This window comes from Halomonas sp. SL18_1 (assembly GCF_055755715.1).
In genome coordinates this window covers 503,691-530,478 of record NZ_JBVTRK010000001.1, presented here as the reverse complement: position 1 = coordinate 530,478, position 26,788 = coordinate 503,691, and the positions used below count along the sequence as shown (strand labels likewise).

Below are 26,788 nucleotides of genomic sequence, written 5' to 3'. Positions count from 1 at the left end.
TTTCCGATGCCCCTACCCACCTCCCTCAAATCGCTGCTGGCGGCCGGCAGCCTGGCTCTGATGGTCGGGGCCCCGGCCTTGGCCGATAGCTCGCCCAACGCCCTGCCCGAGCTGCGCGGTACCGGCGATCTCGGGGTGATCATCGAGCGCGCCACCGGCAGCGTGGCGCTGGTCGACACCACCCACCGGGAAGTGCTGCGCCATGTCGAGGGCTTCGGCGACCTTTCCCACGCCTCGGTCAAGTTCACCCGCGACGCCCGCTACGCCTTCGTCTTCGGCCGCGACGGCGGCCTGACCCGGCTCGACCTGCTCACCGGCGAGATCGACGGGCGCATCATCCAGGGCGGCAACAGCATCGGCGGTGCGATCTCCCAGGACGGCCGCTTCGTGGCGGTGGGCAACTACGAGCCCGGCGGCGTCAAGGTCTTCGACGTCGAGACCATGGAGCTGGTGATCGACGTGCCGGCCACCTACGAGAAGCCCGATGGCACCACCGACCAGGCCAAGGTGGTCGGGGTGGTGGACGTGCCCGGCAACATGTTCGTGTTCAGCCTCTTCGAGGCCGGCGAGATCTGGACCCTGGACATGTCCTCCGAGGAGCCCGAGCTGACCCAGTATCGCGACGTGGGCAGCATGCCCTACGACGCTCTGATCACCGCCAACGGCCGCTACTATATCGCCGGGCTGTTCGGCGAGGACGGCATGGCGATGCTCGACCTTTGGTACCCGGAGAAGGGCGTGCAACGCATCCTGCCCGACTACGGCCGCGGCGAGGAGCGGCTGCCGGTCTACAAGATGCCCCACCTGGAGGGCTGGGCGATGGCCGGCGACCAGGCCTTCTTCCCCGCCGTGGGCCGCAACGAGGTGCTGGTGGCCGACACCCGCGACTGGTCGCTGACCGAGCGCATCGAGGTCCACGGCCAGCCGATCTTCGTGATGAGCCGCCCCGACGAGCGGCAGGTATGGGTCACCTTCGCCCACCCGCTCAACGACAAGGTGCAGGTGATCGATACGCGAACGCTGGAGATCATCAAGACCCTCGAGCCTGGCGAATCGATCCTGCACAAGGAGTTCACCCCCGTGGTGAACACATCTGGATCTCGGCCCGGGACAGCGACCAGGTAGTCGTCTACGACACTCGCACCTTCGAGGAGCTGGCGCGCCTGCCGGCCGAATCGCCCAGCGGTATCTTCTTCACCCATCGCGCCCACCGTATCGGGCTATAGCACGCCGCGGCGGCGGCCAGCCCGGCCGCCGTCCAGCCCCGCTCTCAACGCTCCAGCCGAAGGCTGCGACAAAACGCCTCACTTCGTCGCCCCTCATAAGAAGTATTCTAAATACCTCTTATAAAAAATACCCCCATCGACGAAGGAGACCCCTATGCTCAACGCCGAGCAGGAGCAATTGATCGCGGCCACCGCCCCCACCGTGGCCGAACACCTCGACGCCATCACCCAGCGCTTCTACCCGTTGATGTTCGCCCGCTACCCCGAGGTGAAGCCGCTGTTCAATGACGCTCACCAGGCCGACGGCGGCCAGCCCCGGGCACTGGCCGGCGCCGTGCTGGCCTATGTCCAGCTGCGCCAGGACCGCGAGAAGGTGCGCGAGACCCTGGCCACGGTGGTCAGCAAGCATGTTTCGCTGGACATCCGCCCCGAGCACTACCCGATTGTCGGTGAATGCCTGATGGCCGCCATCGGCGAGGTGCTGGGCGATGCCGTGACGCCGGAGGTCGCCGACGCCTGGAGCACGCTCTACGAGGAGCTTGCCGGGCTGCTGATCGAGCTGGAGGACCATCGCTATCGAGAGTTCGAAGAGCGACCCGGCGGCTGGCGCGGCCCCCGCGAGTTCCGCATCGCCGAGGTTCGTCAGGAGAGCGCGGTGATCCGCTCCTTCGTGCTGGAGCCGGTAGACGGCGGCCCGGTGGCCGACCATGCCCCCGGCCAGTACATCGGCGTAAGGCTGACCCTCGACGGCGAGCCGCTCTATCGTCACTACAGCCTGTCGGATGTGCCCAACGGCAGGCACTATCGCATCTCGGTCAAGCGCGAGCCGCAGGGCCGCGCTAGCCGCCACCTGCATGACGCCATGCGCGTGGGCGATACCCTGGCGCTGCTGCCCCCGCCGGCGACTTGACCCTGCAGGGCGGCGACGAGCCGCTGCTGCTGGCCTCCGGGGGCGTCGGCCAGACCCCGATGCTGCCTCTGGCCCGCCAGGCCCTCGCCCAGGGCCGCCGGGTGGTCGATCTGCACGCCGCCCTGGATGCCGAGCACCACGCCTTTCGCGACGAGGTCGCGGCGCTGGCCCAGGCGCATCCGGAAACGCTGCAGGCGGTGAGCGTCCACGAGCGCGGCGAGGCGGCCGACCATCGCGGCCGAATCGACCGTGACCTGCTGGCGCGGCTGCTGCCGGCGGACGCCCGCTGCTACTACGTCGGCCCCCAGGGCTTCATGAGCGCCATCGACGCTGCACTGACCGACCTCGGGGTGCCCGCCGAGCGACGCCACTACGAGCATTTCGGCCCTTCACGCCCCCTCGAAGCGGCCTGACCCGCCCAAGCGACACCGGCCCGGCGCCGGTGTCGCCTCCCCTGTCGAGCCCCGTCGGCGGCTTGTCCCGCTCAAGGCGCGGAGTCATCCCCGCCGCGATCGTAATGAAAGGTCATGTAGACGATGCCCGGCGTCATCACCAGCCGCCAGGCCAGCTCGACATCGGCGCTGAAGCGATCATCGAAATGCCGCACCGTATCAATCAGGGCATCGAGCCAGAGATCGTAGAGCTCGGGGCGAACGTCGAGGTGGGCGCGGCTGTGGAGCACGGCCACCTGGTGCAGGTAGTAGTCGGCATGGCTCGAGACATAGAAGGTCAGCAGATGGTAGAAGGCCTTCTTCAACATGGCCTGCTGACGCGGCATGTCGGTATGGCGAAACTTCGCCGCCACCTCCGGCGATGCCGCCAGGAAACACTCGTAGAAGACGTCAAAGAACTCCCGGCCTTCGAGCCGGCGATTGAGGACGTGCATATAGCTGGCATCGAAGAGCCTTTCGATATCCATAGGAGCGTCGCCATGGCGTAGCTATCCAAGCAGCCTAGAACAGGCCAGGAACGACGACATCCACTTGTGTCGCGCAATGTCGCGCTGCATGACCTGGATCATGCAGGCGGCACATCACCCTCTGCCGTTACTCCCCTGGGGCCCGACAACCTGCCGCCAGCCTGTTCAGCAATGCCGGCGCTCAATAGATATCCAGACGCGCAATATCTCGGGTCTGGAGGCGAGCCTCAGCCTCTTGCTGGTCGGCGAGCCGCTCGAAAAGCTCCGTTTCCTCTGGAATGGAAGCCAGCTCAGCGCGCAGCCGGTACATGTCTTTGAGGGTCTGGTGAGCGGTCGTCACATTGGCCAGGATATCGTGAACATCATGGCACCCCAGGCACTGGGGAATGCGCTCCAGCACACCGGGATGGCCAAATTCCTGGCTATCGATCAGCCAGGTGGACAGCAGACCCTCATCTGCATCTTCCAAATAGGCTGCCATCCCCTCCTGCATGCGCCACTCACGGTCAGCCAGAAAGACCAGGGCCATCTTCATTCGTTCATCCTGCTGCTGATCCCCTAGACGGACATACTGTTTTCCAAGCTGCTCGTGGAAGTCATGGATCCATGCCAGCAGATCCTTCACCTGTCGAAATGCCATCTTCGCGACTCCTCTTTGATCAGCTACCACGCGCCAGTAGCATCGCCTTGATGTGTCCGATCGCGCGCATGGGATTGAGCCCCTTAGGACAAACCCAGGTGCAGTTGGCTATCTGCCGGCAGCGGAACACGCTGAAGGGATCGTCGAGGTCGGCCAGCCGCTCATCGGTGGCCGTATCGCGGCTATCGATCAGAAACCGGTAGGCCTGCAACAGCCCGGCCGGCCCGATGTACTTATCCGGGTTCCACCACCAGGAGGGACAGGCAGAGCTGCAGCAGGCACAGAGGATACACTGGTAGAGGCCGTCGAGTTTCTCACGGTCCTCTGGGCTCTGCAGCCGCTCGATGGTAGCCGGTGACTCATTGTTGATGAGCCAGGGGCGGATCTTCTCAAACTGGCGGAAAAAAAGGCCGTAATCCACCGCCAAGTCGCGAATTACCGGCATGCCCGGCAGCGGGCGAAGGATCAGGGTATCGCTACCATCCAGCGCTTCTGTCACCGGGGTCACGCAAGCCAGTCCGTTCTTGCCGTTGATATTCATGCCGTCGGAGCCGCACACCCCCTCGCGACAGGAGCGCCGATAGGCCAGAGTCGCATCCTGCTGCTTCAGGTGCTCGAGGACGTCCAACACCATCGCCTTGCGGAAGTGCTCCGCGACTTCATGGGTTTCCAGCCGCGGCGCTTCATCGTACTCGGGATGGTAGCGGTAGAGTCGGACTTGGATCATGCGGTGCTTGCTCCTCTTGCTGGGTGGCCGTGTCAGTAGGCCAGATGCAGCCGCTGGCGCGCATTGAGGCGCATCACATAGCCAATCTTGATCAGAGTTGGCCCGGCAATGACCAGCAGATGGGCCACTACCTGTAGATACAGCGCCAGATGCGCATTAATGACGTAACCACCCAGCACACCCACTAGAAGCAGCAGAAGACCAATCACCATCAACATATTGCCAACGACATGGGTACGTTGTGCATTGTGAAAAAAATCAAGCATGACGATAGCTCCCATGATCTTCAAATCACGACTGGGCGCATTACTCCCGCCAGTAGTCATTTGCCGCTGCAACCGCACTTCCCAACACTAAAGCTGCGGCTAGGGCCAGAACACCCGAGAGCCTGCCCGCCAAGGGTGAGACTCGATCGAAAAGTGGCATATCGGCCTCCTGTGCTTTTCTGTTGTCTGGCGTGGATATCAAGGCACCCCTAGAAGATGTATTTTACATGCCTCTTTTAAGGTAGCTGAGAGCTCACTATTATCAAGGGGAAATCTCTCAAGAAGCGTTGGCAGACTCTTTCACCCACCCCCACTCATCCAGTAGCACGTAAAGTGCCGGGATCACCAGGAGTACCAGCACGGTGGCGCTGAGCAGTCCGAACACCACCGAGATCACCAGCGGCTTAATGGCCGCCGCCTGAGTGCTGGTCTCGGCCAGCAGCGGCAGCAGCCCGGCGATGGTGGTGGTGGACGAGATCAGGATGGCACGCAGCCGGTCGCGGCTGGCCTGGCCGGCAGCCTCCACGGCACCGAGCCCCTGGGACCGATGCCCCTTGATGAAGTGAATCAGCAGGATAGCGTTGTTGACCACGATACCGGCCAGAGAGGCCGCGCCAATCATCGAGGGCATGGAGAGGTAGTAGCCCATAAGCACGTGACCCCAGATGGCACCGATGAAGGCCAGGGGAATGGCGAGCATGACGATCAGTGGCTCTACATAGCTGCGGAACTGGAAGGAGAGGATGACGAAGATGCCCACCAGGCCGATCAGCAGTCCACGGCCGATGGAGCCACCGGTTTCAGCGGAGCTGGCCACCTGGCCTTCGAAGGAGACAGCGACATCAGGATAGCGATTGCGGAAACCCTCGAGCCAGCCGCTGCCGGCGAGGTCATCGACAATAGCCTGGCCGCTGGCCTGTCGCGCATCCACGTTGGCCTCCACGGTGGCGGTACGCCGCCCGTCGATGCGGGTGATGTGCGCCCATTCGCGCCGCTCCTCGGCGTTGGCCACCACTTCCAGGGGTACCCGACTCCTATCGGGCAGGGCGATGGTCATGTCGACCAGCGCATCGAGGGAGTTCCGGTCCTCCTCGGCCAGGCGGATCAGCACCTCGACCTCCCGGTCACCGATACGCTGGGTATCGGCGACCTCCCCCAGCAGCGCCGCGCGCAGCTGGCCGGCCACCTCCTCGGCGGAGAGCCCCAGGCCATGGGCGCCCTCGGCGATGGAGAGGGTCAGTTGGGGCTTGCCCAGGCGCAGGTCATCGATGACGTTGTAGACGGCCGCATAGCCCTCGAGATGCTCTCTCAGCTCCAGCGCTGCCGCCTTCATGGCATCGAGATCGTTTCCCGTCAGGCGCACCTCCACCGGCACGCCGGCAGGCCCGAATCCGGGCTCCTGAATGATCAGCCGCTGCAGACCCTCCACCTCGCCGATGGCCTCCCGCCAGGCGGGGGTCAGCTCATCCAGGGTCACCCGGCGCCGCTCGGCGGTCAGCAGGTCGACGATGACGGTGGCCACATGGGGGCCCGTCTCCCGGGCGCTGAGGTTATGGTTGAAGCGCACCTGGGTCGCTTCGACCAGTGAGGCACCTCCCGGCTGCGCTGGCGAGAAGCGAGCATCGAGCTCGCGGATCGCCGCCTCGACCCGCTCGACCACTGCCTCTGTGCGCGCCAGGGGCGTGCCCTGGGGCATCAGGATGCGCGCCTCGAGCACGTCGCCATCGATATCCGGCATCGCTTCGCTACCCACATGCCCCCCGGCCATAAAGCCAAAGGAGCCGAGCATGACGGCGAGGATGGCCCCCAGTACCGCATACCGAAAGCGGATCGCCCGATCGGCCAGTCGCCCGACGGCCTCGCGGAACCTGTCAAAGCGAGCTTCGAAGGCAGCTCGAAAGCGGGAGTCGTGGCCATCGGCCAGCTTCTGCACACTGCCCTTCAGATGATGTGGCAGGATCCAGAATGCCTCGACAAGGCTTGCCGCCAGGGCGGCGATCAGCACCACGGGCAGCACCTGCAACACCACCCCCAGTTCCCCGGCCAGGAAGGACAGAGGCACGAAGACCGCGGCGGTGGTCAAGAAGGACGAGAGCACACCGGGCATGACCTGGCGAGCCCCATCGACTACCGCCTCCAGCGGCGACTTCTGCTGCAGGGCGTGGCGGGCGATGTTGTCGGTGATCACGATGGCATCGTCCATGACGATGCCGATGGACATCAGCAGCGCCACCAAGGTGATCATGTTCATCGACAGCCCGGTCAGGGCCATGACGATGAAAGCGCCCATGAAGGCCGCCGGCAGGCCCAGCACCGCCCACAGGGCCAGCCGGGGGCGGAAGAACAGACTCATCACCAGCACTACCAGCACCAGGCCCATCAGGCCGTTGCCCACCAGCATCTGCAAGCGGTCTCGGACGATGCTGGTCGCATCCTGGGTCAGCGTCAGCGAGATGCCGCCGTCGAAGCGCCGACGTTCGGCCTCGAGCAGCGATTCGAGCCGCTCCTTAACCGTCAGGGCATCGTCACGCAGCGCCTTGCTCACCTCCAGCACCAGCGCCGGCTCGCCGTTGAAGCGGACCTGTTCCTCGGCTCGCTCGCCGGCCTCGGTGATGGTGGCCAGCTCACCCAAGGTCAGCTCACCGCCTCCGGCGTCGGAGACCACTACCAGCTCTTCCAGCTCAGCGGGCGAACGACGCTGATCCGTGAAGCGCAGCAGGATATCGCGCTCGGCGGTTTCCAGGGTACCCAGGGGCAAATCGAGGCTCTGACCGGCTACCCGCCCCGCCAGCTTCCGGGCCGAGAGGCCGTGCTGCCCCAGCACCTCACGGGGCACCTCCACCTGCCACTGGCGTTGGGGCATGCCGTGGATCGCTACCCGAGCGACCCGGGCAGCGTCATGATGCGCTCCTCCAGGCGCAGGGCGTAGTCTTCCAGCTGGCGCTTGGGCATGTCGCCGGACACCGCGATCGCGGCTACCAGGTCGCTGCGGTGGAGTTCACGTACCACCGGGGGATCGGCACGGGCCGGCAGTTCGGTGATGGCGCTCACCTCGGTGTCGATCTCGTTGAGGAAGCGGATGGCATCGCCGCCGACGGCCATGGTGGCCGTGGCGCTGGCCAGATTGTCCTGTGCCACGCAGCTAAATTCATCGAGAAATTCCACGCCCTTGACGGCATCGAACAGGCGTCTGCAGACGGCGTCCTCGACGTCGGCGGCGCTGGCCCCGCGGTAGACCACCTCCACCGACACCTCCACCGGGCGGTAGTCGGGGAAGGTCTCGCGCTTGAGGTTGGGGGCAGCGAAGAGCCCGGCGGCCAGCAGCAGGATCAGCAGCAGGTTGGCGGCGGTGGGGTGAGCGGCAAACCAGCGGATCATGGCTGCTCTCCCTCCGGCACTTCGCCTCGGGCCCGGTTGGCCAGACGCGCCTCGGCTTCCTCGTCCCGACGCACGGAGAGTGCCATCCCCTCGATGGCCGGCTGCAGGTCATCGACCACCACCTGCTCCCCCGGGCAAGCCCCGCCTCGATGACCGCCAGCCCACCCTGCTCGAAGGCCACGGAGACCGGGCGACGCACCAGACGCTGCTGCTCATCGGCAAGATAGAGCTCGCCCTGATGGAGCGCCGACGCCGGCACCACCATCAAGGCCCTGGGATCGAGAGCCGAGAGCCGCACCCGGGTATACATGTCGCGCTGCAGCGGTGGATGATCCGGGGGCCGCGCATCGCGCCAGGGCTCATCGACCCTGACCACCACCCGCACGGCGCGGGTGGCAGGGTCGAGGCCGCTGGCCACTCTGACGACCTTACCCTGCCAGCCCACGCCGGGCGCCCCGACCAGCGCCAGCTCGGCCTCGATCACGCCGAGGTCGATGCGCTCACCAAGATCCAGGGTGCCGGGCTCAGGCTCGACCGGCGCCACGCTGCCCAGCAGGCGCCGCATCATGCTGAACGGGATACGCGCCTCCACCTCGGCGGCGGTCAGGCTATCCGCCTCGAACAGCCGCTGCCCCGCGCCCACGAACTGGTGCAGCGCTACGTCCACCTCACCGAGGCGCAGGTCATAGGGCGCCACGAAGCGGGTATCCGCCAGGTCCTGCCGGGCCTGGGCCAGGCGCGCCGATGCCCGCTCGCGCTGAGCCGGCATCAGGGCCAAGGCATTCTCCAGCGTGGTCACTGCCTGGCGTTGCCCTACCGTGCTGCGACGCTGAGCGTCTCGCTGAGAAGTGGAGACCGAGCCGGTGGCCGCCAATCGCTCGATTCGGGAAAGCTCCTGCTCGGCGAGATCGAGTGACTGACGCTCCAGCTCCAGCAGGCGCCGGGTATTGGCCTCCTCTGCCTCGAGCTGAGTCAACTCCGCCTCGGCTTCAGCGATGGCCAGCTCATAGCGGCTCGGGTCCAGCGCCAGCAGCAGGATGCCTTCACGCAGCAGAGTGCCGCTCTCCAGGTCCGGGTGGCGCGCCACCACCCGGCCCGAGACGTTGGCCACGGCCTGCCAGGTCTCGGCGGGGCGCGCCACGCCGTGGCCGCGCGCCTCCAGGCGAAGCGCCAGCGGCTGGGCCTCAATCACCGCCACCGCCGCAGGTGCCGGTGGCGTGTCGCTGCGCTCTGGGACCTGGCGATTGACCAAGAAGAAGACCAGCAACGCCACGCCCGCAGCGACGCCCACCAGTACCATCATCCCTTGCCCAGGCGCTTCACCCGGGGACTCATGCCTCACCTCCGCGATCCGCTCGGATGCCGTGCCAATAGAGGTCGAAAGCCGCCGGCGCACGGCCGACGATCCCGACCACGTCGTCGTTGATCAGCGCCTGCAGCACTAGCCCCTGAATGCAGCCGATGAACTGGGCCGCCGCGGCGTCCAAATCAAGCCCAGGGCGCAGCTGGTCGCGGCACCGAGCCTCCTCAAGCAGTCCCATCAGTCGCTCTCGGTAGGTCGCCAGGAGTCCCTTCACCAAACGACTGGCCGGGGTAGGGTGCGGCTGCTGCAGCTGCCCCATCAGCAGCCGGGGCACCCCGGGATGCTCGGCGATGAAAGCCACATGGGCCAGGAACATCGCTTCCATAGCGTCAAGAGGGTTTTCAACGCCCTCGGCGGCGGCACCGACTCTGGCCATGACTCGCTCGGACACCCAGGCTACCACCGTCTCCCAGATCGCCTCCTTGTTGGGAAAATGGCGAAACAGCGCCCCCTGGGTGACGCCCATGCGGCTGGCGATACGTCCGGTGGTCAGGGTCGCGGGATCCTCTTCGCCGCACAGGGCGACGACGGTTTCCACAGTGCGTTCCCGGCGCTCATCGGCGGAAAGATGCTGGCGTTCAGACATGTCCTGATCCCCATAAGATAGTAATTGATTACTATCTTATGCGAGGTCACCACGTAACGCCAGCCATCAAGTTGCCAAGGGTTTTGTTGCAGGCTGCTACCCCTCTGGCTTCATGCCCAGCCGTCGGGCCAGCTTGTGCAGGTTGCTGGGATCCACGGGCCGCCGCCGCCCAGCGCCCATCGCAGGCCGAAAGCGCCTCGCGAATTGCCGCACGCTGGGCCTGCTCGACCCTGGTACGCAGCGGCAGGTCGGACTGCGCCACCACGTCGAGTTCCTGCAGCAGGCGCTGGAGCACGGCGCTGGGCAAGTCGGCCACCAAATCGGACGGCATAGTTATTTCTACCCTCAAGGGTTGTATTGACCCTAAACGTTCCAGGTAATTTTCACCATCAATCCGGCAAGCCCCCTGATGACGCACTCCCGTGAGCTGGCACGCCACTTGCTTGGTATAGAGTGTCACTCAATCTCTGCGACCCATCTCCCAAGGAGTTCCTGCCATGAGCCTGATCGAACAGACCGTCGGCCGTACCGCCCTGACCCTGCCCGGTGCCACCCGGGTGTTCCGGGCACACAACATCGACTTCTGCTGCGGCGGACGCATCAGCCTGCGCGAGGCCGCCGAGCGCATTGGCCTCGCGCCCGAAGCCCTGGTCGCTGAGCTCGAGGGGCTGCCGGCCGTTGCCAGCGACGAGCGCGACTGGCAGGCGGCCAGCAACTACGAGCTGATCGACCATATCCTGACTCGTTACCACGACGTCCATCGCCAGCAGCTGCCCGAGCTGGTGCGCATGGCCCGTCGCGTCGAGCAGGTCCACGGCGAACGCGATACCTGCCCCAACGGCCTGGCCGACCTGCTCACCACCATCCACCAGGAGATGGAGAGCCATATGCAGAAGGAGGAGCAGATCCTCTTCCCGATGCTGCGCCGGGGGATGGGCGCCCAGGCCCAGGGCCCCATCGCGGTGATGCGCCACGAGCACGACGACCACGGCGAGAACCTCGAGCAGGTGCTGGCGCTGACCGACAACATCACCCCGCCCAAGGGCGCCTGCACCACCTGGCGCGCCCTCTACACCGGGCTGCGCGAGTTCCGCGAGGACCTGATGCAGCACATTCATCTGGAGAACAACCTGCTCTTCGAACGCGCCGGCTGAACCCTGGGCGGCGCCCAACAGCGACGCGCCGTCCCGCGGCGGCGCGTCAGGGAGGTCACCATGAAAGCCATCGTTCTGGAACGGTTGCACGCCGACCACTACCGCTACGAGGCGCTACTGTGCATCCTCGATCGCCAGCTGCATATCGCGGCCTGCAACGAGCTCCCGGACTACCGGCTGCTGGCCAGGCTGTGCCACTACCTGACCCGCCAGCCCGAGGAGTGGCACCACCCGGTGGAGGATGCCCTCTTCGAGCAGCTGGCCAGCTGTCACTCTCAGAGCGCCGAACTGCTGGAGGTGCTCACCGAGGAGCATCGGCGCATCGTCCGCTATGGCAGCGAGCTCGAGCAAGCATTCCGCCGCCAGGCGGACGAGGCGCCGGGAGAGGAGCTCGACGCCAACCGGCTCAACCTGGCACGCGCCTTCAGCGAGCTCTACCACCATCACCTGCATAGCGAGAACCGCCACGTCTACCCGCTCATCGAGCGCTGCCTCCCGGCGGCGGAACTGGAGGCGATGCCGCCGCGGATCACGCTCACCAGCCCCGCCGAGGGCAGCCCCGGCTTCCAGCAGCTCTACCGGCAGATCGCCGATCACCACACAGGGCTGCGCCTGGGCCATGGCGAACAGGCCGACTTCTGCCCGCTCTGCGACGCCAGGCCAGCCACTTCTTCCTGATCCGGCAAGCAGATGGCGCCACAGCCCCCCTGGGCCTCGCCTGGGGGGCCTGCGTGCCGGGCTCGGTGGTAAGGGTGGCGGGCTCAGCCGGCGGGATCGTCACCCCAATCGTAATGGAACGTCATGTAGAAGATGGCAAGGGTTTCGTTGCAGGCTGCTACCCCTCTGGCTTCATGCCCAGCCGTCGGGCCAGCTTGTGCAGGTTGCTGGGATCCACCTCCAGCCACCGGGCCGCCGCCGCCCAGCGCCCATCGCAGGCCGAAAGCGCCTCGCGAATTGCCGCACGCTGGGCCTGCTCGACCCTGCTACGCAGCGGCAGGGCAGCGGCCGAAGATGACGCAGAGAGCGGCTCCGAGCCGCCCTTAGCTCCGTCCGCCACCGGCGGGAGGTCGAGCCTCTCGGGCTCCAGCGTGATGATATCGCCACGATGAGCCCCTCGGCTGAGCGCCTTGATGGCCGCCCGGCTGATCACGTGTTCGAGTTCGCGGACATTGCCCGGCCAGGCATACGCCAGCAGCGACGCCTCGGCCTGCGGCGAGAGGCGCAGGCTACGCAGCCCCAGACGGGCACGGTTGATTTCCAGGTAGTGACCGGCTAACACCAGAACATCGCTGCCCCGTTCGCGCAAAGGCGGAATGACCACCGGATAGACCGACAGCCGGTGATAGAGGTCGGCCCGGAAGTGGCCGTCGCGTACTGCTTCGGCAAGCTGGCGGTTGGTCGCGGCGATGATGCGGACATCCACCCGCCGCGGCGTATCCTCGCCCAGACGCTGCACCTCCCCTCCTGCAGGGCGCGCAGCAGCTTCGCCTGAACAGGCAGCGGCAGCTCGCCCACCTCGTCGAGCAACAGGGTGCCGCCGTTGGCTGCCTCGAAGCGGCCGGCGCGGTCGGCGCTCGCCCCGGAGAACGCTCCCTTGACATGGCCAAACAGCTCACTCTCCGCCAGTGATTCGGGCAGGGCGGCGCAGTTGACCTGCACCAGAGGTTCATTGTGACGAGCCGAGCGGCGATGCAGCCGACGGGCAAAGAGCTCCTTGCCCACCCCGGTCTCACCGCTGAGCAGCACCGGCAGGTCGGACTGCGCCACCACGTCGAGTTCGTGCAGCAGGCGCTGGAGCACGGCGCTGTGGCCGAGAATATCGCGCGCCTCGGGCAGCGCCTGGGGCAGACCGGCATCTTCGCGGATCATATGCAGGGCCCGCAGATCACGCTCCAGGCGGCTGACACGAACTGCCGCTTCGACCAGCAGCGCATAGCGCTCCAGCGCAGTCCGATCAGCCGCGTCAAAGGTGCCCGCCTCCAGCGCATCCAGGGTCAGCACGCCCCATGGCTCTCCCTCCACGTGCAGACTGATCCCCATGCAGTCGTGCACATGCAGCGGCTGGCCCGGCTGCTGCTCCACCAAGCCATCGTAGGGATCGGGCAGGCCGGCATCCGGCGGAAACAGCGTGGTGCCCCGGCTGGCGAGAATGGTGGCCAGGCGTGGATGCTGGCCCACCTCGAAGCGCCGCCCCAGTGCCTCGCGCACCAGGCCATCCACGGCCACCGGCACCAGGGCGCTCTCCTCCCGACGCAGCAGACAGACCGCGCCGCAGCGAAAGCCTTCCCGCAGGGTGCGCACCAGCCGCTGCAGACGCACGGCGCTGGGCAGGTCGACCACCAAATCGGCCAGCAGAGTATCGTCCAGCATGGTGTTTTTTACCTTTCAGGGTATGAATAACCCCATCTTACCTGGGTTTAAATCACCCGATAAGTCCGCCATGCCCGCAGATCGGACGCTGCCGGCCTGGCACGGCTATTGCTTATATGAGAACACCCCTCACCTGCAACGAACGACTCGGAGGTCCTATGCGCCTTTTCCGCCGCCACGCTCCCAACAAACAACCCGATAACGAGGCCGCACTGCACGCGGAGCGCGACCGCCTCCAGGCCCGCATCGACACGCTGGAAGCAGACCAGCAACTCCATCAGCAGCTTTTCACCAATCTCACCGGATTCGGCCATTCGCTGGTAGCGCTGCGCGAATCCTTCTCGGACCTCTCGGGGCTGCTGGTAGGCAATCGACAGGCCACGGACTTCACCACCAGCGAGTCCCAGCGCAGCCAGGAAGCCCTGAACGCCATGGTGGGGGAGCTGCGCGCCCTCAACCAGCGCATTGCCAACGCCGCCGAACAGGTCACCTCGCTGCGCGGCAACGCAGGCCACATTGATGGCTTCGTCAAGGTCATCGACGAGATCTCGATGCAGACGACCCTGCTGGCCTTCAATGCCAGCATCGAAGCGGCCCGCGCCGGGGATGCCGGGCGTGGCTTCGCCGTGGTGGCCACCGAGGTTCGCCAGCTTGCCTCGCGGACCAACGATGCCACCGAAGAGATCGGCGGACTCAACGGCAGCATTCTGAGCCAGGCCGACCATGTCGATAGCGTGATGGAGGACAACGCACGTAAGGCCGAGCGTTTGAGCGCCGAGGCCAGTCGGGTGATGGAGCGCACGGAGCAGCTGCTGGGCCTGACCGGCGAGAGCAGCCAGGCACTGGCCTTCTCGGCCATGCTTAGCGAAGTCGAGCTGGCCAACCTCGAGGAGCTGGAGATCAAGCTCGAGGTCTACCGCATCTTCATGGGGCTCTCAGACAAAGGGGTCACGGACATCCCCGATGAGACCCAGTGCGCCCTGGGGCGCTGGTACTACGAGGGCACCGGCAGCCAGCAGTTCTACAGTGACCAGGACTTCCAGGCCCTGGAAATGCCCCACCGCCAGGTCCACCGCTGCGCCATCGAGGCCGTGACTCACTATCGAGCCGGCCAGATGGACGACGCCATGGACGCACTCTCGCGCATGGAGTCGGCCAACCTGGATGTGATGAAGCGGCTTCGCTATATCATGCGCAAGTACCGGCCCGAGACACGACAGGACGCGCTGCCCACCGAAGGCAAGCGCTCCGTCGATACCCATGAACCGGTCATCGAAGGACGCTACGGAGAGCTTTCCTGCGCCACCGCCGATACCGCCGCGCTGCGATAAGGGAACTGCAACGGAGAACCGAGCCCGCCATGACCCGAGTCAAAAGGCCGCGCCACGTAGTCGACTAGCATGGTCGGGTTTCCAACGACAGGAGGCTCACCATGGAGCTCGTCTGCCCCGCCGGCAACCTGCCCGCCCTGAAGCGCGCTGTGGACGAAGGGGCCGATGCCGTATATTTCGGCTTCCAGAACACCACCAACGCTCGCCAGTTCGCCGGGCTCAACTTCACCGACAAGCGCGCGCGTGAGGGAATCGACTACGCCCATGCTCGCGGCAAGCGGGTATTCTGCGCCATCAACACCTACCCGCAGCCGGACGGCTGGGATATGTGGACCCGCGCCGTGGATCAGGCCGCCGATCTCGGCGTCGACGCCCTGATCATGGCCGACATGGGCCTGCTCGACTATGCGGCCCGCCGCCACCCGGATCTCGCCCGCCACCTCTCGGTGCAGGGCTCGGCGACCAGTCACGAGGCCCTGCGCTTCTATCACGACCAGTTCGGAATCAAGCGCGCCGTGCTGCCCCGGGTGCTCTCCATCACCCAGGTGCGCGACCTGGCCAAGCAGAGCCCGGTGGAGCTCGAGGTGTTCGCCTTCGGCAGCCTGTGCATCATGGCCGAGGGGCGCTGCTATCTCTCGTCCTACCTCACCGGAGAGTCGCCCAACACCCGCGGCGTCTGCTCGCCGGCCGCCCATGTGCGCTGGGAGGAGACCCCCGAGGGCCTGGAGTCGCGGCTGAACGGCGTGCTGATCGACCGCTACGGCGAGGGCGAGAACGCCGGCTACCCGACGCTCTGCAAGGGGCGCTTCGAGGTGGGGGGCGAGACCTACCACGCCATCGAGGAGCCCACCAGCCTCAACACCCTGGAGCTCTTGCCCGAGCTTGCCGAACTGGGCATTGCGGCGGTGAAGATCGAGGGACGCCAGCGCAGCCCCGCCTATGTCTCCAAGGTGGCAGGGATCTGGCGCCAGGCCCTGGACCGCCTGGAGCAGGCCCCGGGCCGCTTCCACACCGAACCCGCCTGGATGACCGGCCTCGGCGAGGTCTCGGAGGGCAGCACCACCACCCTGGGCGCCTACGAGCGCCGCTGGAAATAGGAGAGCGCCATGTCCACCCCTCACTCCCTTCAGCTGTCGCTGGGCCCGGTCCTCTTCTACTGGACCCGCGAGCGCTACGCCGACTTCTATCGCGAGGCTGCCGACTGGCCCGTCGAGATCGTGCATCTGGGCGAGTCCGTCTGCTCGCGCCGCCGCGACATGAAGCTCGACGACTGGATGGGCATCGGCCGCGAGCTGGCCCAGAGCGGCAAGCAGGTGGTGCTCGCAAGCCAGACCCTGATCGAATCCGAGGCCGACCTGCGCGACCTGCGAAAGCTGTGCGACAACGGCGAGTTCCTGGTCGAGGCCAACGACCAGAGCGCCCTGCAGCGCCTCTCGGCGGCGGGCCTGCCCTTCGTCGCCGGGGCTGCCCTGAACCTCTACAATCCCACCACCCTGGCGGTGCTGGCCCGCACCAGCATGAAACGCTGGAACGCCCCGGTGGAGATGTCACGCAGTGATCTGGCCCGCCTGCTCGCCGACTGTCGGGATCAGGGCCTCGACGAGCCCTGCGAGGTGTTCGCCTACGGCCACCTGCCGCTGGCCTGGTCGTCGCGCTGCTTCACCGCACGCCGCTACCAGAAGCCCAAGGACCGCTGCCAGTTCGTCTGCCAGAAGCACCCGGAGGGCCTGCCGCTGCGTACCCAGGAGTCGGCTCAGGTGTTCACGCTGAACGGCATCCAGACCCTCTCCGGCGCTTGCCAGGACCTGCGTCACGAGGTGCCCGACATGGCCGAGATGGGCGCCGGGGTGGCGCGTCTCAGCCCGCGCCCCGAGGGCATGGCCGAGGTGGTGGCGGCCTTCGATGCCGCCCGCCGCGGCGAGCTGCCCGCGCCGGACCCGCTCTCACTGGTGGACGCCGAGATCTGCGACGGCTACTGGCACGGCCGGCCCGGCATGGACAACACCCGCGCCGCGGTCGACTGAGCGCTGCGACACATCGCTGGCTGGCGTGAACTGGCCCCCTCACATGTCACCCCTGGCCAATTCAGAAGCCGCTCGATGAGACAGCGTTGCATCATGCGATCCCCCTACCAACGGGCCCCGTCACACGACGGGGCCCGCTGTCGTTGCACCGCGAGTCTCTCCCTATCTGGCCGTTTTCTGATCTGGATCATTTCCTTCTCACGCCTTAGCCTCTAGCCTTCCTGACACAACATATAGTGCCATTTCTTCAAATAGACGCCATATATAGGGAGATTGCGGTGAGCGCCCCCACCAGTCGCCAGGCCGGCAAACGCCACGTCGAGGTCGCCTCGACGGTCAACGAGTACCTGCAGCGCGCCGACTGGCGCGTCAACGCCAACGCCAACCAGGGCTACTCCCTGGGTGGGCTGATCCTCAACGCCGCCGGCAAGCTGATCGCCAACTACTGGCTCGACGAGGTCTACCCGGCGGCGGTGGGCACCGCCCACCGCAAGGGCGATCTGCACATTCACGACCTGGACATGCTCAGCGGCTACTGCGCCGGCTGGTCGCTGCGCCAGCTGCTGATCGAAGGCTTCAATGGCGTGCCGGGTCGCGCCGAGAGCGCGCCCCCAGGCACCTCTCGAGCGCCCTGGGCCAGATGGTCAATTTCCTCGGCACCCTGCAGAATGAATGGGCCGGCGCCCAGGCCTTCAGCTCCTTCGATACCTACCTGGCGCCCTTCGTGCGCAAGGACGGCCTCGACTATCCGGCGGTGAAGCAGGCGATCCAGGAGTTCATCTACAACCTCAACGTGCCGTCGCGCTGGGGCAGCCAGACGCCGTTCACCAACCTTACCTTCGACTGGGTCTGCCCGGACGACCTGCGCGACCAGGTGCCGGTCATCGGCGGCGAGGAGCAGCCCTTCACCTATGGCGAGCTGCAGGTCGAGATGGATCGGCTCAACCGCGCCTACCTGGAGGTCATGGAAGAGGGCGACTGCCACGGGCGGGCCTTCACCTTTCCCATCCCCACCTACAACATCACCCCCGATTTCGACTGGGAGAGCGACAACGCCGAGCGGCTCTTCGCCCTGACCGCCAAGTACGGCCTGCCCTACTTCCAGAACTTCCTCAACTCGGACCTGGAGCCGCATATGGTGCGCTCCATGTGCTGCCGGCTGCAGCTCGATCTGTCCGAGCTGCTCAAGCGTGGCAACGGGCTGTTCGGCAGCGCCGAGCAGACCGGCTCGCTGGGCGTGGTGACCGTCAACTGTGCGCGCCTGGGGCACCGCTTCGCCGGCGACAGAACGGGCCTCTACGCCGAACTGGACCGCCTGCTGGCGCTCGGCCGCGACAGTCTGGAGATCAAGCGGGACTGCATCCAGCGCTGGATGGACGACGGCCTCTATCCCTACAGCCGCCGCTACCTGGGCACCCTGCGCAACCACTTCTCCACCCTGGGCGTGAACGGCCTCAACGAGATGGTGCGCAACTTCAGCGAGGACCGCTTCGACATCGCCGACCCCGAGGGTCAGCAGCTGGCGCTGGAGGTGCTCGACCACGTGCGTCAGCGGATGCGCGAGTTCCAGGCGGCCACCGGCCACCTCTACAACCTGGAGGCGACCCCGGCGGAGGGGACCACCTACCGCTTCGCCAAGGAGGACGCCAAGCGCTTCCCCGGCATTCTCCAGGCAGGCACCCCGGAGGCCCCCTACTACACCAATTCCAGCCAGCTGCCGGTGGGCTTCACCGATGACCCCTTCGAGGCGCTGCTCCACCAGGACCCGCTGCAGACCCGCTATACCGGCGGCACGGTGCTGCATCTCTATATGCGTGAGCGGCTCTCCAGCGCCGCGGCATGCCGCAAGCTGGTGCGCACCGCCCTGTCACGCTTTCGCCTGCCCTATATCACCGTGACGCCAACCTTCTCGATCTGCCCGGTGCACGGCTACCTGGCCGGCGAACACGAGTTCTGCCCGAAGTGCGACGACGCGCTTCTGGCACAACGGGCCTCGCATGCCGAAACCGCCACGGCCTGAGGCACCCGAAGTCTATCCGTAGGGACTCCGGGGACAGGTCGAAGAGGAGGTCATTTGCCAAGGATGGCAAATGTAGCGCCCAGGGACGGGTTCACAGCGCCTCCTCGCAGACCTGTCGCCGGATGCTCCTTACAGGATGCCACTATCTGAAACAGCCTCGGATATTTCCCCTCCATCAACGAAAAGGAGCATCCCATGAGCCAGAAACAGTACACGACCCTGCCCACCGAACAGCGCCAACGCTGCGAAGTCTGGACCCGCGTGATGGGCTATCACCGCCCGGTCAGCCAGTTCAACCATGGCAAGCAGTCCGAACACCGCGAACGCCGGCACTTTAACGAGCAGGCCGCCTCTCTCTGACCCCACCGCCACACCGGGCGTCCCGCGCCGATGCGGGGCGCTCGCCCGGATGACCGCCATGCCCCACCGCAACGATGTCCGGCTGCGACTGCCCGTGGCCGGCTTTACCCCCATAACCACCCTGGACTACCCCGAGCACCTGGCCTGCGTGGTCTTCCTGCAGGGCTGCCCGCTGCGCTGCGGCTACTGCCACAACCCCGGGATGCTCACCTCCCGTCGGGGCGCGCCCGGCGAGTGGGCCGAGATCGAGGCCTTCCTGAGAAAGCGCCAGGGCCTGCTGGAGGGCGTGGTCTTCAGCGGCGGCGAGCCCACCCTGCACGCCGAGCTGCCCGCCGCGGTGCAGCGAGCCAAGGCGTTCGGCTTCAAGGTCGGCCTGCATACGGCTGGCGTATACCCGAGGCGGCTGCATGAGCTGCTGCCCTGGCTCGACTGGGTAGGCCTGGACGTCAAGGGCCTGGCCGATGACGTTGACCGTATCGTCGGCCGCCCCGGCATGGCCGCCTCCCACGCCGAGAGCCTCGCCCTGCTGCGGGAGAGCGGGGTGGCCTTCGAGTGCCGCACCACGGTGCACTGGCGCGACTTCGACCTGGCCCGCCTGGAGGAGCTGGCGCTGACGCTCGCCGACGAAGGCGTGCGCCACTATGCGATCCAGCTGGCCCGCACCGACCAGTGCCTGGACGGCGCCTACGCCGCGCCGGTGCCGGGCGCCCCGACCACCGCCGAGGTCGAGACGCTGGTCAAGGCGCTAGAGCCCGCTTTCCGGCAGCTGACGCTGCGCCAGTGACACTCTGCCGCTCCCCGGCGCGGCAAAGCACGCCCGCTTATGACGCTCGTCAAAGGGCGCGGCCGGCAGCTCGTCTAGCATGGTCGCATCGTCGATACTCGAGCCTCCCCATGCGCCTGGAAGCCACTCTCCTCCCCTCCCCCGCCTGCCCCTCGCCGGGTTGGCCGCGACCAGCCACACGGCCTTTCCCGGCCGGCGGGCCGCGGTGGTCTACCTGCAGGGCTGTCCGCTGCGCTGCGGCTACTGCGAGACGGCCAGCACCATGGGGGAAGCACGCCGCGCCGTGGCCGGCGAGTGGGAGGCCGTCGAGGCGCTGCTCGCCGCCCGGGCCGGCGACCTGGAGGCGGTGGTGTTCAGCGGCGGCGAGCCCACCCTGCACCCCGACCTGCCTGATGCCGCCAGGGCCTGCCGCGAGCTGGGGCTGGCGGTGGGCCTGCATACCGCCGGCCCCTACCCGGAACGCCTGGAGACCCTGCTGCCGCTGCTGGACTGGGTGGCCCTCGACGTCAAGGGACGCGGCCGCGACTTCGACCGCATCGTGGGGCGGGAGGGGATCTGGCAGCGCCACGCCCGCAGCCTGTCGCTGCTGCTGGAGGGCGACACCGCCTTCGAGTGCTGCACCACGGTGCACTGGCGCGACTTCGACCTGGCACGCCTGGAGGAGCTAGCGCTAACGCTGGCCGACTGCGGCGTGCGCCACTATGCGCTGCAGCTGGCGCGCCTGGCCCAATGTCAGAATCCCGACTACTGCCGGCCGGTGGACGACGCCCCCGACCGCGATGCGGTGGAGGCCCTGGTGCGGCGGTTGCGTCCGCATTTCGCGCGGCTGGAGCTGCGCGACTAGTCGCCGTCGCCCAGGTTCTCCGGCCCGAAGGCGTCGGGCAGCAGCTCGTCGATGGTGTAGCGCCGCAGCAGCCCTCCCTCGGCATCGATGACGTGAATGCGGGTCTCGGCGTCGGCGAACTCGCGGATGCGCTGACGGCAGTCGCCACAGGGTGTGCACAGATGATCACCCGGGCCGATCACGTAGACATGGCGCAGACGCCGCTCGCCGGCACTGACCATGGCGGCGATGGCCGAGGCCTCGGCGCAGAGTCCCTTGTAGTGGGCCACCTCGACATTGGCGCCGACATAGCGCGCCCCGCTGTCGCTCTCCACCAGCGCCCCCACCGGATGATGGGAGTAGGGGGCATAGGCGTGGCCGCGCACCGTCACCAGCGCTTCGACGATGGCCGGCTCGACGCCGCTCCCGGCCTCCCCACTCATGGAGCCGATTCCTCGTCGTCGCGGCGCACCGCCTCCAGGGCGATCTCCACCATCTCGTCGAAGGTGCTCTGGCGCGCCTGGCTGCTCAGCGAGTCGCCCTTGAGGATATGATCCGACACCGTGCAGATGGTCGCCGCCCGGGCGCCGAACTCGGCGGCCACGCCGTAGAGGCCGGCGGCCTCCATCTCCACGCCGACGATGCCGTAGCGCTTCATCAGGTCGAACAGCTCACCCTGGGGGTTATAGAAGAGATCCGCCGAGAAGAGGTTGCCCACCTTCACCGGCACCCCCTGGTCCCGGGCTGCATCCACCGCGTGGCGGGTCAGCGCGAAGTCGGCGATGGCGGCAAAGTCGTGGCCCATGAAGCGGGTACGGTTGACCCCGGAGTCGGTGCAGGCACCCAGCCCGATCACCACGTCGCGCACCGCCACGTCGTCCGCCACCGCACCGCAGGAGCCGACGCGGATCAGCCGCTTCACGCCGAAGTCGGTGATCAGCTCCTTGGCGTAGATGGAGGCCGAGGGGATCCCCATGCCGTGGCCCATCACCGAGATCTCCGCCCCCGGTAGCGGCCGGTGTAGCCGAACATGTTGCGCACGTCGGTGACCCGACGCGCATCCTCCAGAAAGGTCTCGGCGATATGCTGGGCGCGCAGCGGGTCGCCGGGCATCAGCACGGTGTCGGCGAAATCGCCGGGCTCGGCGTTGATATGGGGAGTGGCCATCAGTGTCCTCCTGTGTCGAGAAAGCGCTTGCCGTCGTCCATGGGGGCAAGCCCCAGGTGGGCGGCGAGGGTCTGGCCGATATCGGCGAAGCTGTCGCGCCGACCCAGCGAGCCCGGGACCAGCCCGGCACCCGCGCCAGCACCGGCACATACTCCCGGGTGTGGTCGGTGCCGTGCCAGGTGGGATCGCAGCCGTGATCGGCGGTCAGCACCAGCAGGTCGTCGTCGGCAAGGCGCCCCAGCAGCTCCGGCAGCCGGGCGTCGAAGTGCTCCAGCGCCGCGGCGTAGCCGGCCACGTCGCGGCGGTGACCGTAGAGGGTGTCGAAATCCACGAAGTTGGTCATGATCAGCGAGCGCTCACCGGCCGCCTCAAGGGCCTCGAGGGTGGCATCCATCAGGGCATCGTGGCCGCTGGCCTTCACCGTGCGGGAGATGCCGCAGTGGGCGTAGATATCGGCGATCTTGCCGATGGCGATCACCTCGCCGCCATCGTCATGCAGCTTCTGCAGCACCGTGGGCGCCGGCGGCTCGACGCTGTAGTCCCGGCGATTGGCGCTGCGGGCGAAGTCATCGGCGCGCTCGCCGGTAAAGGGGCGGGCGATCACCCGGCCGATGTTGTAGGGCTCGAGTAAGCGGCGGGCGGTCTCGCAGAGGGCGTAGAGTCGCGCCAGGCCAAACGCTTCCTCGTGGGCGGCGATCTGGAATACCGAGTCGCCGGAGGTATAGACGATGGGCTTGCCGCTGGCGATGTGCGCCTCGCCGAGCCGGGCGATGATCTCGGTACCCGAGGCGTGGCAGTTGCCCAGCACCCCGGGCAGCTCGCCCTCCCGGATCAGCGCGTCGAGCAGCTCGGCGGGGAAGCTGTTCTCCCGCTCGAGGAAGTAGCCCCAGTCGAAACGCACCGGCACCCGGCGATCTCCCAGTGCCCCGAGGGGGTGTCCTTGCCCGAGGAGACCTCCCGGGCGTGGCCGTAGGCGCCGATCACCTCGGCTGGCGGCTCGACGCCCTCGGCCCAGGCGCCGGTGCTCTCGGCATGGGCATGGAAGAGCCCCAGCCGCGCCAGGTGGGGCAGCGCCAGCGGCCCTGACGGTCGGCGCCGTCACACTGGCCGCGGGCGCAGGCGGCGGCGATATGGCCCAGGGTATCGGCATCGGCATCGCCGAAGCGCTCGGCGTCGGCGGCGGCACCGATGCCGAAGGAGTCGAGTACCAGCACGATGGCGCGGGTCATGGGGCCTCCTGGGTGGTGGATGGTCGGCGGATCACCTCTTGAATCAGTGTAGGCGCCGCAGCGCTCTCCTCGCCCACCCAGGTGGCGGCCTGCAGTTGGACGGCGGCGCGTTCGGCCTGTGCTTCGCTGCGGGCATGGATCACCGCCAGCGGGCGCGACGCATCGACCCACTCGCCGAGGGGGGCGATGTCGGCCAGGCCGACGGCCGGGTCGATGGCGTCGTCCGGCGAGCGGCGCCCGCCGCCGAGCGCCACCACGGCGAGGCCCAGGGCGCGAGTGTCCAAACGCTGCACCCGTCCCGGGCGCTTAGCGAACACCTCGCGAATCACCGGCGCCTCGGGCAGGTAGGCAGCGGGGCGCTCCAGCAGGTCGGCAGGACCGCCCAGCCCCGCCACCATGCGCGCGAAGCGCTCGGCGGCCGCCCCCGAGGCGAGCCGTTCGTCGAGCCTGGACAGCGCGGCCCGGCGATCCTCGACCAGCCGGCCGGCCAGCAGCAGCTCGCAGGCCAGTTCCCGGGTCACCTCCAGCAGGCGACCCCCGCGCTTCTCTCCCGACAGCAGGGCGAGGGCCTCGCGCACCTCCAGGGCGTTGCCGGCGCAGGGCGCCAGCGGCTGGCTCATGTCGGTGAGCAGCGCCGTGGTGGGCGTGCCGGCGCGGCTCGCCACCTCGGCGATGGTCTCGGCCAGCTCCCGGGAGGCTTCCGGCGTGGGCATAAAGGCGCCGCTGCCCACCTTGACGTCCATCACCAGGGCATCGAGGCCGCAGGCCAGCTTCTTGCCGAGAATGGAGCTGACGATCAGCGGCAGCGACTCCACGGTGGCGGTGACGTCACGCACGCCATAGAGCCGCCGGTCGGCCGGGGCCAGGTCGGCCGTCTGGCCGATGATGGCCACCCCCGCCTCGCGAACCAGGCGACGGAAGGTGGCGGTGTCCGGCGTCACCGAGTAGCCGGGGATCGCCTCCAGCTTGTCCAGGGTGCCGCCGGTGTGACCCAGCCCACGGCCCGAGACCATCGGCACGAAGCCGCCACAGGCGGCGATCCAGGGACCCAGCACCAGGGAGACCAGATCCCCACCCCGCCGGTGGAGTGCTTGTCGAGAACGGGACCGGGCAGATCGAGCCCTGACCAGTCGAGGACCTCGCCGGAGTCGCGGATCGCCTCGGTGAGCGCCACCGTCTCGGCGGCACTCATCCCGTTGAGATAGACCGCCATGGCGAAGGCGCCGATCTGGGCATCGCTCAGGCTGCCGTCGGCGATACCGGCCACCAGGACGCGAATCGCCTCGGGGTCGAGCGCCTGGCCGTCGCGCTTGGTGCGGATCAGCTCCTGGGGCAGGGCCTGGGTATCCATCAGTAGCCTCCCGCCGGGGCCATACCGCCCGGCGCGACCCCCAGGGTCGCCAGCAGATCGTCCAGGAGCCCCGAGGCGCCGAAGCGGAAATGGGCCGGCGTGATCCAGGCCGCGCCCATCAGCCGCTCGGCCAGCTGCAGGTAGCCCTGGGCGTCTTCCGCGCTGCGCACCCCGCCGGCGGCCTTGAAGCCGATTTCCTTGCCACTGTCACGGATCACCTGGAGCATTATCTCGGCGGCTTCGAGGGTTGCATTGACCTCGACCTTGCCGGTGGAGGTCTTGAGGAAATCGGCTCCGCCGTCGATGGCCAGCTCGCTGGCACGGCGGATCAAGGCAGGATCGGCAAGCTCACCGGACTCGATGATCACCTTCAACACGGCATCGCCACAGGCCTGCCGACAGGCCTCGACCAGCTCAAGGCCGACCGCCTCGTTGCCGGCCATCAGGGCGCGATAGGGAAACACCACGTCCACCTCGTCGGCTCCCGAGGCCACGGCGGCCCGTGTCTCCCGGGCGGCCGCCATGACATCGTCGCCGCCGTGGGGAAAGTTGGTCACCGTGGCGATCTTGACGACATCGTTGAGCCGATAGGCCGTCAGGGCGCGCCTGGCGGTCACCACGAAGGCGGGATAGACGCAGACTGCCGCCGGCGAGCCGACAGGCGTCTGAGCCCGCTGGCAGAGCGCCTCGATGGCGGCGTCGGTATCGTCGTCGTTGAGGCTGGTCAGGTCCATCAGGGTCAGGGCCTGGCGGGCCGCCTGCTGCAGTTCGGTCATGTCAGGACTCCTAGAATAGGTCGTAGCGGAAATCGGCATCAGCCCATGGCCCCCAGGGAGAGGAAGAGGCCAGCGATAGAGGCGGACATCAGGTTGGAGAGGGTACCGGCCAGCACCGCCTTGAGGCCAAAGCGGGCGATATCGTGGCGACGGCTGGGGCGATACTCCCAAGGCCGCCGAGCAGGATGGCGATGGACGACAGGTTGGCGAAGCCGCACAGGGCGAAGGAGAGGATCGCCATGGTGTGGGGCGTCATCGCCTGGCCGGTGGCCGGCACCAGCTGGCTGCCCTCGAGGTAGGGGGCCAGGTTGATATAGGCAACGAACTCGTTGACCACCAGCTTCTGGCCGAGGAAGGAGCCGGCCAGCGTCGCCTCCTCCCAGGGCACGCCCAGCAGGAAGGCCAGCGGCGCGAAGAGCCAGCCGAGGATCAGCTCCAGGCTCAGCGCCTCCATGCCGACCCAGCCGCCCAGGCCACCGAGGATGCCGTTGACCAGGGCGATCAGGGCGATGAAGGCGACCAGCATGGCGCCGACGTTGGCGGCCAGCTTGAGCCCCGAGGAGGCGCCAGCGGCGGCGGCATCCAGGACGTTGGTGGGGTGATCCTCCTCCTCGTCGAGGCGCTTCTCGGCCGCCGAGATGCTGTCCTCGGGGGTCTGGGTCTCGGGCATGATCAGCTTGGCGAAGAGCAGCCCGCCGGGGGCGGCCATGAAGGAGGCGGCCACCAGGTACTCCATGGGAACGCCCAGCGCCGCATAGCCGGCCAGCACCGCACCGGCCACCGAGGCGAGCCCGCCGCACATCACCGCGAAGAGTTGGGACGGGGTCATGCGGGCGATGAAGGGGCGTACCACCAGGGGCGCCTCGGTCTGGCCGACGAAGATATTGGCGGTGGCCGATAGCGACTCGGTGCGGGAGGTGCCCAGGGCCTTCTGCAGGGCACCGCCGAGGAGGCGAATCACCCACTGCATGATGCCGATGTAATAGAGTACCGCCGTCAGCGAGGAGAAGAACACGATGACCGGCAGCACCTGTATGGCAAAGACGAAGCCGATGTTCTCCACGTCGGCGAGGCCGCCGAACACGAAGTCGATGCCATCGTTGGCGTAGGCCACCACCTGGCTGACCGCCCCGGAGACGGCGGCGAGCACCGCCTGGCCAGCGGGCACATAGAGCACGAAGGCGCCGATACCGGCCTGGATGGCGAAGGCGCCGCCCACGGTACGCAGGCGGATGGCGCGGCGATCGGTGGAGAAAAGCAGGGCGATGGCGATCAGGGTCGCCATGCCGACGAGGCTCATGATAGGGGTCATGGGGCACCTGTTGTCATTGTCGTGCTAGGACCCGGCGCACCGGGAGCGGGCATGATGTGAAATTTATAACAC

The 26,788-nt window shown here is 67.3% G+C and carries 23 protein-coding genes and 7 pseudogenes; 13 read left to right on the top strand and 17 right to left on the bottom strand.

Annotated elements, in window-relative coordinates; all coding sequences use genetic code 11:
- Nucleotides 1–6 precede the first annotated feature (6 nt).
- From ACSJDS_RS02740 to ACSJDS_RS02725, 4 genes are all read left to right on the top strand, one after another.
- A complete protein-coding gene (locus ACSJDS_RS02740) occupies nt 7–1,125 on the top strand; it encodes a cytochrome D1 domain-containing protein (protein WP_473032006.1) in 1,119 nt (372 codons plus the stop codon).
- On the top strand, nt 1,053–1,226 hold the full coding sequence (locus tag ACSJDS_RS02735; RefSeq protein WP_473034962.1) for a cytochrome D1 domain-containing protein: 174 nt from the start codon (nt 1,053–1,055) through the stop codon (nt 1,224–1,226). The genes ACSJDS_RS02740 and ACSJDS_RS02735 overlap by 73 nt, the downstream gene beginning before the upstream one ends.
- A gap of 154 nt (nt 1,227–1,380) precedes the next feature.
- A complete protein-coding gene (locus tag ACSJDS_RS02730; RefSeq protein ID WP_473032005.1) occupies nt 1,381–2,136 on the top strand; it encodes a globin domain-containing protein in 756 nt (251 codons plus the stop codon).
- The gene (locus tag ACSJDS_RS02725) at nt 2,133–2,549 is read left to right on the top strand and encodes a ferredoxin reductase domain-containing protein (protein ID WP_473032004.1); all 417 of its coding nucleotides are present in this window, start codon (nt 2,133–2,135) and stop codon (nt 2,547–2,549) included. Before ACSJDS_RS02730 ends, ACSJDS_RS02725 begins: the two co-directional genes overlap by 4 nt.
- Before the next feature lie 71 nt (nt 2,550–2,620).
- Here ACSJDS_RS02725 and ACSJDS_RS02720 read toward each other — a convergent pair whose 3' ends face one another.
- The 9 genes and pseudogenes from ACSJDS_RS02720 to ACSJDS_RS02680 form a co-directional block, all read right to left on the bottom strand.
- A complete protein-coding gene (locus ACSJDS_RS02720; protein WP_473032003.1) occupies nt 2,621–3,055 on the bottom strand; it encodes a globin in 435 nt (144 codons plus the stop codon).
- A 181-nt stretch (nt 3,056–3,236) separates the two neighbouring features.
- On the bottom strand, nt 3,237–3,695 hold the full coding sequence (locus tag ACSJDS_RS02715; RefSeq protein WP_473032002.1) for a 2-hydroxyacyl-CoA dehydratase: 459 nt from the start codon (nt 3,693–3,695) through the stop codon (nt 3,237–3,239).
- A gap of 19 nt (nt 3,696–3,714) precedes the next feature.
- The gene (locus ACSJDS_RS02710) at nt 3,715–4,419 is read right to left on the bottom strand and encodes a succinate dehydrogenase iron-sulfur subunit (RefSeq protein ID WP_473034961.1); all 705 of its coding nucleotides are present in this window, start codon (nt 4,417–4,419) and stop codon (nt 3,715–3,717) included.
- A gap of 35 nt (nt 4,420–4,454) precedes the next feature.
- Nucleotides 4,455–4,688, bottom strand: coding sequence for a hypothetical protein (locus tag ACSJDS_RS02705; RefSeq protein WP_473032001.1), 234 nt, complete (start codon nt 4,686–4,688; stop codon nt 4,455–4,457).
- A gap of 277 nt (nt 4,689–4,965) precedes the next feature.
- A complete protein-coding gene (locus tag ACSJDS_RS02700; protein ID WP_473032000.1) occupies nt 4,966–7,551 on the bottom strand; it encodes an efflux RND transporter permease subunit in 2,586 nt (861 codons plus the stop codon).
- Between the two features lie 11 nt (nt 7,552–7,562).
- Nucleotides 7,563–8,066 carry an efflux RND transporter permease subunit gene (locus ACSJDS_RS02695; RefSeq protein WP_473031999.1) on the bottom strand — a complete coding sequence of 168 codons (504 nt, stop codon included), beginning with the start codon at nt 8,064–8,066 and terminating at the stop codon, nt 7,563–7,565.
- A gap of 184 nt (nt 8,067–8,250) precedes the next feature.
- Nucleotides 8,251–9,366 (bottom strand): annotated as a pseudogene (locus ACSJDS_RS02690) (efflux RND transporter periplasmic adaptor subunit); the annotation flags it as partial.
- A 31-nt stretch (nt 9,367–9,397) separates the two neighbouring features.
- Nucleotides 9,398–10,015: a TetR/AcrR family transcriptional regulator gene (locus ACSJDS_RS02685; protein ID WP_473031998.1), complete on the bottom strand. Its 618-nt coding sequence runs from the start codon at nt 10,013–10,015 to the stop codon at nt 9,398–9,400.
- Between the two features lie 46 nt (nt 10,016–10,061).
- Nucleotides 10,062–10,475, bottom strand: coding sequence for a hypothetical protein (locus ACSJDS_RS02680; protein WP_473031997.1), 414 nt, complete (start codon nt 10,473–10,475; stop codon nt 10,062–10,064).
- 37 nt (nt 10,476–10,512) lie between these two features.
- On the opposite strand from ACSJDS_RS02680, the gene ytfE reads away from it, so the two are divergent.
- Both ytfE and ACSJDS_RS02670 read left to right on the top strand, forming a co-directional pair.
- Complete coding sequence (gene ytfE / locus ACSJDS_RS02675) at nt 10,513–11,169, top strand: iron-sulfur cluster repair protein YtfE (RefSeq protein ID WP_473031996.1); 657 nt, start codon at nt 10,513–10,515, stop codon at nt 11,167–11,169.
- Nucleotides 11,170–11,229: 60 nt separating this feature from the next.
- Nucleotides 11,230–11,847: a hemerythrin domain-containing protein gene (locus tag ACSJDS_RS02670; RefSeq protein ID WP_473031995.1), complete on the top strand. Its 618-nt coding sequence runs from the start codon at nt 11,230–11,232 to the stop codon at nt 11,845–11,847.
- Nucleotides 11,848–12,004: 157 nt separating this feature from the next.
- Here ACSJDS_RS02670 and ACSJDS_RS02665 read toward each other — a convergent pair whose 3' ends face one another.
- On the bottom strand, nt 12,005–12,448 hold the full coding sequence (locus ACSJDS_RS02665) for an AAA-type ATPase lid domain-containing protein (protein WP_473034960.1): 444 nt from the start codon (nt 12,446–12,448) through the stop codon (nt 12,005–12,007).
- Between the two features lie 99 nt (nt 12,449–12,547).
- Nucleotides 12,548–13,539, bottom strand: a pseudogene (locus tag ACSJDS_RS02660) (sigma 54-interacting transcriptional regulator); the annotation flags it as partial.
- A 158-nt stretch (nt 13,540–13,697) separates the two neighbouring features.
- Between ACSJDS_RS02660 and ACSJDS_RS02655 the strand changes: the two are divergent.
- From ACSJDS_RS02655 to ACSJDS_RS02625, 7 genes and pseudogenes are all read left to right on the top strand, one after another.
- Nucleotides 13,698–14,870, top strand: a complete 1,173-nt coding sequence (locus tag ACSJDS_RS02655) for a methyl-accepting chemotaxis protein (protein WP_473031994.1) — start codon at nt 13,698–13,700, stop codon at nt 14,868–14,870.
- A 101-nt stretch (nt 14,871–14,971) separates the two neighbouring features.
- Nucleotides 14,972–15,967: a ubiquinone anaerobic biosynthesis protein UbiU gene (gene ubiU, locus ACSJDS_RS02650; protein ID WP_473031993.1), complete on the top strand. Its 996-nt coding sequence runs from the start codon at nt 14,972–14,974 to the stop codon at nt 15,965–15,967.
- 9 nt (nt 15,968–15,976) lie between these two features.
- Nucleotides 15,977–16,894 (top strand): U32 family peptidase, encoded by a 918-nt coding sequence (locus ACSJDS_RS02645; protein ID WP_473031992.1) that lies wholly within the window; start codon nt 15,977–15,979, stop codon nt 16,892–16,894.
- 278 nt (nt 16,895–17,172) lie between these two features.
- Nucleotides 17,173–18,914 (top strand): annotated as a pseudogene (locus ACSJDS_RS02640) (ribonucleoside triphosphate reductase).
- 195 nt (nt 18,915–19,109) lie between these two features.
- Nucleotides 19,110–19,274, top strand: a complete 165-nt coding sequence (gene nrdD, locus ACSJDS_RS02635; protein WP_473031991.1) for an anaerobic ribonucleoside-triphosphate reductase — start codon at nt 19,110–19,112, stop codon at nt 19,272–19,274.
- A 58-nt stretch (nt 19,275–19,332) separates the two neighbouring features.
- Nucleotides 19,333–20,058, top strand: a complete 726-nt coding sequence (locus ACSJDS_RS02630) for an anaerobic ribonucleoside-triphosphate reductase activating protein (RefSeq protein WP_473031990.1) — start codon at nt 19,333–19,335, stop codon at nt 20,056–20,058.
- Between the two features lie 79 nt (nt 20,059–20,137).
- Nucleotides 20,138–20,902 carry an anaerobic ribonucleoside-triphosphate reductase activating protein gene (locus tag ACSJDS_RS02625; RefSeq protein ID WP_473031989.1) on the top strand — a complete coding sequence of 255 codons (765 nt, stop codon included), beginning with the start codon at nt 20,138–20,140 and terminating at the stop codon, nt 20,900–20,902.
- On the opposite strand, the gene cdd is transcribed toward ACSJDS_RS02625, so the two are convergent.
- From cdd to ACSJDS_RS02595, 6 genes and pseudogenes are all read right to left on the bottom strand, one after another.
- Complete coding sequence (gene cdd / locus ACSJDS_RS02620; protein ID WP_473031988.1) at nt 20,899–21,324, bottom strand: cytidine deaminase; 426 nt, start codon at nt 21,322–21,324, stop codon at nt 20,899–20,901. The two genes, ACSJDS_RS02625 and cdd, sit on opposite strands and share 4 nt — an antisense overlap.
- A pseudogene (deoD, locus tag ACSJDS_RS02615) lies at nt 21,321–22,048 on the bottom strand (purine-nucleoside phosphorylase). The gene cdd and the pseudogene deoD overlap by 4 nt, the downstream one beginning before the upstream one ends.
- Nucleotides 22,048–23,277: pseudogene (locus tag ACSJDS_RS02610) on the bottom strand (phosphopentomutase). Before ACSJDS_RS02610 ends, deoD begins: the two co-directional pseudogenes overlap by 1 nt.
- Nucleotides 23,274–24,628, bottom strand: a pseudogene (deoA, locus tag ACSJDS_RS02605) (thymidine phosphorylase). Before deoA ends, ACSJDS_RS02610 begins: the two co-directional pseudogenes overlap by 4 nt.
- Nucleotides 24,628–25,404 carry a deoxyribose-phosphate aldolase gene (deoC, locus tag ACSJDS_RS02600; RefSeq protein WP_473031987.1) on the bottom strand — a complete coding sequence of 259 codons (777 nt, stop codon included), beginning with the start codon at nt 25,402–25,404 and terminating at the stop codon, nt 24,628–24,630. The pseudogene deoA and the gene deoC overlap by 1 nt, the downstream one beginning before the upstream one ends.
- A 38-nt stretch (nt 25,405–25,442) precedes the next feature.
- Nucleotides 25,443–26,716: pseudogene (locus tag ACSJDS_RS02595) on the bottom strand (NupC/NupG family nucleoside CNT transporter).
- Between the last annotated feature and the right edge of the window lie 72 nt (nt 26,717–26,788).